Source organism: Coprobacillus sp., from assembly GCF_984815275.1.
Genome location: NZ_CFJNYH010000073.1, coordinates 1 through 6,596 on the forward strand (window position 1 = coordinate 1; position 6,596 = coordinate 6,596).

The 6,596-nt window shown below is 30.9% G+C and carries 6 protein-coding genes; all 6 read left to right on the forward strand.

From position 1 onward, the window contains the following. The first annotated feature begins 83 nt into the window (after positions 1-83). On the forward strand, positions 84-1,049 hold the full coding sequence (locus AC5M21_RS15605; RefSeq protein WP_008787478.1) for a hypothetical protein: 966 nt from the start codon (positions 84-86) through the stop codon (positions 1,047-1,049). A gap of 45 nt (positions 1,050-1,094) precedes the next feature. Continuing rightward, complete coding sequence (locus AC5M21_RS15610; RefSeq protein ID WP_017143901.1) at positions 1,095-1,592, forward strand: discoidin domain-containing protein; 498 nt, start codon at positions 1,095-1,097, stop codon at positions 1,590-1,592. A 75-nt stretch (positions 1,593-1,667) separates the two neighbouring features. Further along, complete coding sequence (locus tag AC5M21_RS15615) at positions 1,668-1,892, forward strand: hypothetical protein (protein WP_008787480.1); 225 nt, start codon at positions 1,668-1,670, stop codon at positions 1,890-1,892. Further along, entirely contained in the window at positions 1,847-4,270 is a 2,424-nt protein-coding gene (locus AC5M21_RS15620) for a discoidin domain-containing protein (protein WP_008787481.1), read from the forward strand. The genes AC5M21_RS15615 and AC5M21_RS15620 overlap by 46 nt, the downstream gene beginning before the upstream one ends. Positions 4,271-4,493: 223 nt before the next feature. Continuing rightward, the gene (locus AC5M21_RS15625) at positions 4,494-5,837 is read left to right on the forward strand and encodes a glycoside hydrolase family 1 protein (protein WP_008787482.1); all 1,344 of its coding nucleotides are present in this window, start codon (positions 4,494-4,496) and stop codon (positions 5,835-5,837) included. 68 nt (positions 5,838-5,905) lie between these two features. Beyond that, positions 5,906-6,596: LacI family DNA-binding transcriptional regulator (locus AC5M21_RS15630; protein WP_493531526.1), on the forward strand; the 691-nt coding region annotated here is incomplete at its 3' end.

The following is a 6,596-nucleotide window of genomic DNA, read 5'->3' on the forward strand; positions in this document are numbered from 1 at the left end:
CAAGGTTATAGTTATGTCTATTTTAATATAAAATAAAACTGAAAGATTTATTTAAATCCTCCAGTTAAATTATAGAGCCTATTTTGTATTATTCTTATAAAATATTTAAAGATAGTCAACCTCAAAAAGCTGCTCAATATTTGGAATATGCTCAATATTGTATGGATTATTTACAAAACTTAACCGCAAATCCTTATTATGAGAATATGCTGATTGATGCTGTTTATTTAGCTGCAATGATGAATGCTGAAGTGGGAACAAATTATGATATTTCTAAGTTTTGGAATTGGATTACGTCAAAGAGCGGAAGTTCAGTGAGAAATTGGGGAGGAGTGAATTATACTCAAGATGGTATTGATGTTTATGGAATGACAGGAGAACCCAATAATGGTTATTCATATTTCTTCAATTCTATCTATCCAATGACATCAATTTTACCAGCTGCTAAATATGATCCAAGTTATGCCAGAATGGCAGGAAAATGGGCGATTAATATTACGAATGCTATGAAGTATTTTTTACCTAATGAATGGAGTGAGGATCACCAAACAGATGGCGATTATATAGGGAAAACAGAAGCCAATGTTCTGGCTTATGAATCACTTAGAAAAAATAGTAATGGAAAAAACTTCTATGCAACAGGAGATACTAAACAGAATGCAACATCTGGTTGGATGGCAGGAGAAAATACAACAAACTTTGGATTGTATGGTGGTTTTTATACTGGATTCTTAGGAGCTTTGGTAGAGGAAACGAATGTTGAAGGGATTTTAAAATTAGATTGTAATAAAACAGATTATTATCAGGATGATATGTATGAGACATATTTATACTATAATCCATTCATGGAAAGTAAAGATGTTGAAATTGATTTAGGGCATCAATACTATGATTTATATGATTCTGTTTCTGGACAATATTTAGCTAAAAATGTAACTGGAAAACAAACACTAAAAATGCTTGCAGATTCTGCTAGAGTCATTGTTTTAACTAAGCCTAATAGTCAAGTTGAATATGATGGGAACACAACAAGGATTAACAATAAATAAGTTGCTCATTCAACTGCAGAAGTTCTTCCTGATCAAGGAACAGAGTTGATACAAAATGTAGCAATTGAAGGTTTAAGTGAAATCATGCAAAGAGGACAAGTGACATCATATCAAGTTCTTCTTACATCTTCTACAAATATTATGGATCCAAGAGTGATTTGGTCAGTTACTGACATCAATGGACAAGAAACAGATAAAGCTACAATTACAAGTGATGGAGAGTTGACAGTTAAGAAAAATGGACAGATAAAAATTTTAGCTAAAACAATAGATGGTAGTGGAATAGTTGGAGAAAAGGTTGTGACTATTTCAGGACAAACTTTAGCAAGTCTATCTCAAGATAAACCGACAGTGACTTCCTCAGTAGGAGATAATCATCCTGGAAGCTTTGCTGTTGATGGTGATGAAACAACACGTTGGATAGCTGATTCTGGTGAAAAAAATCCTTGGATTTATGTTGATTTGGGTACACAAGCAAAAATTGATTTGATTGTTTTGAATTGGGAAGATGCAAGACCACCACGATATGTTGTAGAAGTTTAAGATGACAAATCCAATTGGACTGAAATTGCAAGAGTAGAAGATGAAGGAAATTCAAAGAAAATTGTGAGATTACTAATGGATGAAACGAAACTAGGGCGTTATGTCCGTATTTATGCGAATGAGAAATCTAAATATGGTTGTTCATTGTATGAATTTGATGTTTATGGTAATTATCAGATAGAAACAGAAGTTTCTTCAATTCTTGTACTGAAAATCAGGTTGATAAAATTACAACTAAGAATAGACCATTACAAATGTATGCAGAAGTTTTACCTGATACAGCAACTGATAAGAGAGTAGAGTGGAGTGTCACTGATATGGAAAATCAGGAAACAAAACTTGCTGAAATAACATCTTCGGGTAAATTAACTCCATTTAAAAATGGAAAAGTGAAAGTTGTAGCGAAAGCAGTAGATGGTAGTCATATTCAAGGGGAAAAGGTTATAACACTTGAAAATCAAGATAAAGAAAATCTTGCATATCAAAAGCCGGGATTTGCTTCTCATGCTGAAGGTGCAAATCCATTGCAAGATGCTTTTGATGGGAAAATTGATACACGCTGGGCTTCTGGGCAACAAAGTGATGACCAATGGATTACAGTTGACTTAGGTGATGTTTATCAAGTGAATAAAGTTGTCTTGTACTGGGAGTCATATGCTTTGGAATATAAAATTCAAGGTTCAATGGATAACAAAACTTTCTATGATTTATATGTTGAAAAATCAGGACAAGGAAATATTGAAGAGAAAACATTTGATGCCAAACCAGCACGTTATGTGAAAATGCAATGTGTAAAAAGTAGTAGTCAGTATGGAAGTTCATTATGGGAATTCCAAGTGTATGGCGACCATTATGAGAAAACATATGTTGATAAAATTAATATTTCAACAGAATCGGGTCAAAATACAATAACCGTAAAAAATAAACCGCTACAGTTGATTGCCAATATACAACCCGTTGATGCGACAATCACGACAGTTGAATGGGCGGTTTATAATCAAGATGAGAGTGTTACTGATTTAGCGACAATAACTAAAGATGGCAAACTAGTTCCAAAACAAAACGGCATAGTAAAAGTCGTTGCACAAGCAACCGATGGTAGTGGAATCAAAACAGAAATTATGATTACAATAACTGGTCAGGATGCTAAAAATATTGCATTCCAAAAGACAGCTACTGCTACAAGTCAAACCGATAGTAATGATGCTAACAAAGTTACCGATGGAAAAACCAATACACGTTGGGCTGCCCAAAATAACGATAATGAATCTATAACTATTGATCTTGAACAACCTTGTTATCAAGTTTCAATCCTTTGGGAAAATGCTTATGCAAAGGGATATAAAATTCAAGGCTCTTTAGATGATCACAATTATTTTGATATTCATTATGAAACAAATGGACAAGGATCATTAGAAAATATTTATTTTGATACAACACTTGTGAAATATGTAAAAATGCAAGGAATCAAAAGAGCAATTGGTTATGGATATTCTATTTATGAATTTGAAATATATGGAAAAGCATTAAAAGAAGATCTTGAAGTCTTCTATAATGCCATTGTAAATACAGATGCATCCTTATATACACCTAATAACTATCATGCTTTTCAAGATATATTAAAACAAGCTGATATTATTTTGAAAAAAGAAGATGCATCAGAGACTGATGTTACAAGTATATTAAAAAAACTTCATGAAGTTTACGAAGCACTTATTTATAGAGCGCAAACTGATCTTTTAAAGATTGAACTTGATAAGGCTCAGACTATAAAATCAGAACAATATACACCTAGTAGTTTTAAAAATTTACAAATGGCTTTTGAACAAGCTACAAAAGTTTATCGAGATCAAAATGCTACACAATTACAAGTTGATGAGGTATGTCAACAATTAAAAGAGGCTATAAGTCGATTAATAACAAGAGGAGATAAGCAAAAACTTGGAAATTTATTAAAAGAAGTTAATCAATTGAATCAATCTCTTTATACTGAAGAATCATTAAAAGGATTAATGACAGCTAAAAACAATGCTCAAAATATTTTTAACAATCAAGATGCTACTGAACAACAAATTCAAAATATTTATCAGGAACTCAAGAGTGCCTATGATAATCTGATCCAAAAACCATCAATTGATGTAAAACCAAATGAAGTGATTATTTCAAGTGTAGATCAGTCTGTTCATATTTCTGGAGCATTACCAAAAAATATCCAGTTAGAGTCATTTATTCTTAATCAAAAAGAAATGATGAAAGTATTCAAAGAATTACAAAACAAAAATCCGGAATTTTTTAAACGGGCAACATTAGAAAAAGTTTATGATCTTCATTTGTTCTTAAAGGGAGAAAAATATAATTTAGACGAAACAGTAAAAGTTGCTATTCAGATAGATGATAACTTACGTCATAAAAATTTAGAAGTCATATATATTGATGAATCTGGACATATTCATAAGTTAGATTCAGTAAAAGAAGGACAATATATTAATTTTGAAACAACTCATTTTTCACAGTATGCTATTGTTTCATATAATCAAATAGACAGTCAGACAGTTATTCAAGAGCAAGTGAATACAAGTGATCAAACACAATTCATTACATATAGTGGGTTATCATTAATATCAATTATAGGAATTTATATTCTTTTGAAGAATACCAAAAAGAAGTATAATCAATAACTTATCATAGAGATACATTATGTATCTCTATGATAAGTTATTGTATTTCAAGTAAAAAGTCTGTTTTTTCAAGTAAATGAGAATTGAGATTCAAGTTAATGACTGTCATACTAATGATAGATATCATTTTACATATGAAGAAGTAATTCAAAACTACCTCAATTTAAAACTCCTTCATATGTAATGAATCTAAAAATAGCTTTACAGGATAAGGAGAAGTCAAATGTTAAGAAAAGATTTTTTATGGGGTGGAGCAGTGACTGCTCACCAAAGTGAAGGTGGATATACAGAAGGTGGAAAGATTCCTGCGGTTTGTGATTTAACATCAACAGGAGAATTTTCAGATTTTAAAGATGGTATAGATGCTTACCATAGATATAGAGAAGATTTTGATTTGTTTCAAGAAATGGGATTTAATGCTTATCGTTTTTCAATTGATTGGTCAAGAATGATGAGTGATGAGAATACTTATAATGAGGCAGGTTTTGAATTTTATGACCAGTTTATTGATGCTTTGATAGAAAGAGGAATGGAACCTATTCCCACTCTCTATCATTTTGAAATGCCAGTGGAGTTATATGAAAAATATAATGGATTTGCGAGTCGAAAAGTTGTTGATATTTTTGTTGAACTATGCAAAAAGATTGTAGACAGATATGCTTCTAAAGTTCATCATTGGATTATTTTTAATGAACAAAATGGAATTTTACAAAAAGGACCTAAAATGTTTTTTGGAGCAGTTTACCCAAAAGATGTCAATCCTCAAACTTTTGATAATCAAATTATGCATAATACATTAATTGCACATAGTTTGGTAAATGAATATATTCATTCAAAGGGTGGAAAAGTTATGGGGATGGCAACGGTGGTTCAAAGTTATCCTGAAACATGTCATCCTTTAGACACATTAGAAAGTATGAAAGCACAAAGTGAAGCTTATGTTTTTCTAGATGTCTTTGCAAGAGGACATTACAATTCTTATTATTATGCAAATATGAAAAATGAAGGAACTATGCCTGAAATACAAGAAGGCGATTTGGATATCTTGAAGAAAGGAATGACTGATTCGTTATCTATTAGTTACTATATGTCTACAATTTCTCATTATGGTGAAGAAAGTTTAACAAATGTGAATGATGTTGTTATTAAAAAGAATCCTTATTTAGAAATGTCTAAATTTGGATGGACAATTGATCCTATTGGTCTAAGAATTACATTAAGACAACTTTATGATCGATATGAAATGCCTATCTATATTGTTGAGAATGGTTTTGGATATGATGATCAAGTCAATGAAAATGGTGAAATTATTGATGATTATCGTATTGATTATATGCGAAAACATATTCAAGAAATGAAACTTGCGATTGAAGAAGGTGTGGACTGTCGTGGATATCTATCATGGGGACCAGTTGATATTTTAAGTAGTCGTGCTCAAATGAAGAAACGTTATGGATTTATCTATGTAAACAGAGATAATGACGATCTTAAAGATATGAGAAGAATAAAAAAGAAATCATTTCATTGGTTTAAACATGTTATTGAAACAAACGGTGAAGAGTTATAGAAATTATATGTTGTATGGGTATGAAGTTGTTAAACTATAGAAAAGAGTACTGAAGGGAGAATAATGATATGAAAATAACAATGAAAGATATTGCAAAAAGATTAAATGTTTCTATTAATGCAGTCTCCATAGCTCTTAATGATAAACCAGGAGTAAGCGACGAAATGAGATTACAAATATTGCGTACCGCAGATGAAATGGGATATATTAATCAAAAGAAACAATATCTTTCTATATTTTCTAAGTCTAATATATGTGTTTTAATGCAAAGTTATTATGCAAATACTGGGCATTTTTATTCAATTGTTTTATGTTCAATTGTTGAACAAGCAAAGAATTTTGGCTATTTTTCAATATTAAATTATTTTGAAGATAATGATTTTCATATGCCAGAATGTATTGTAGATAGGAAGGTTGCTGGAGTTCTTGTTGTGGGAAAGATTTCTGATAGTCATTTAAAAGCATTAAAAAAGGTTGGGATTCCAGTAGTTCTTGTTGATTTTACATCTTTAGGTGATCCATGTGATTGTGTTTTAACACATAATCGTCAAGGTGGATATATGTTGACTGATTATGTTGTGTTAAAAGGATATAAGACAATAGGATTCTTTGGTGATTTGGATTATTCTTTTAGTTTTCAGGATCGATTTATGGGATATAAACAAGCACTGATTCAAAATCAGATTGTGAGTTCAGAGGAGGTAGATTCATATATAGAGGAACATTCATTTCTTCATAATATAGAAAAATATATTTTAG

What these genes read in the sequence shown, in the direction of transcription:
- AC5M21_RS15615 (WP_008787480.1), top strand. Translation starts at nt 1,668, where the DNA reads ATGGATGAAACGAAACTAGGGCGTTATGTCCGTATTTATGCGAATGAG.
- AC5M21_RS15620 (WP_008787481.1), top strand. Translation starts at nt 1,847, where the DNA reads ATGTATGCAGAAGTTTTACCTGATACAGCAACTGATAAGAGAGTAGAG.
- AC5M21_RS15625 (WP_008787482.1), top strand. Translation starts at nt 4,494, where the DNA reads ATGTTAAGAAAAGATTTTTTATGGGGTGGAGCAGTGACTGCTCACCAA.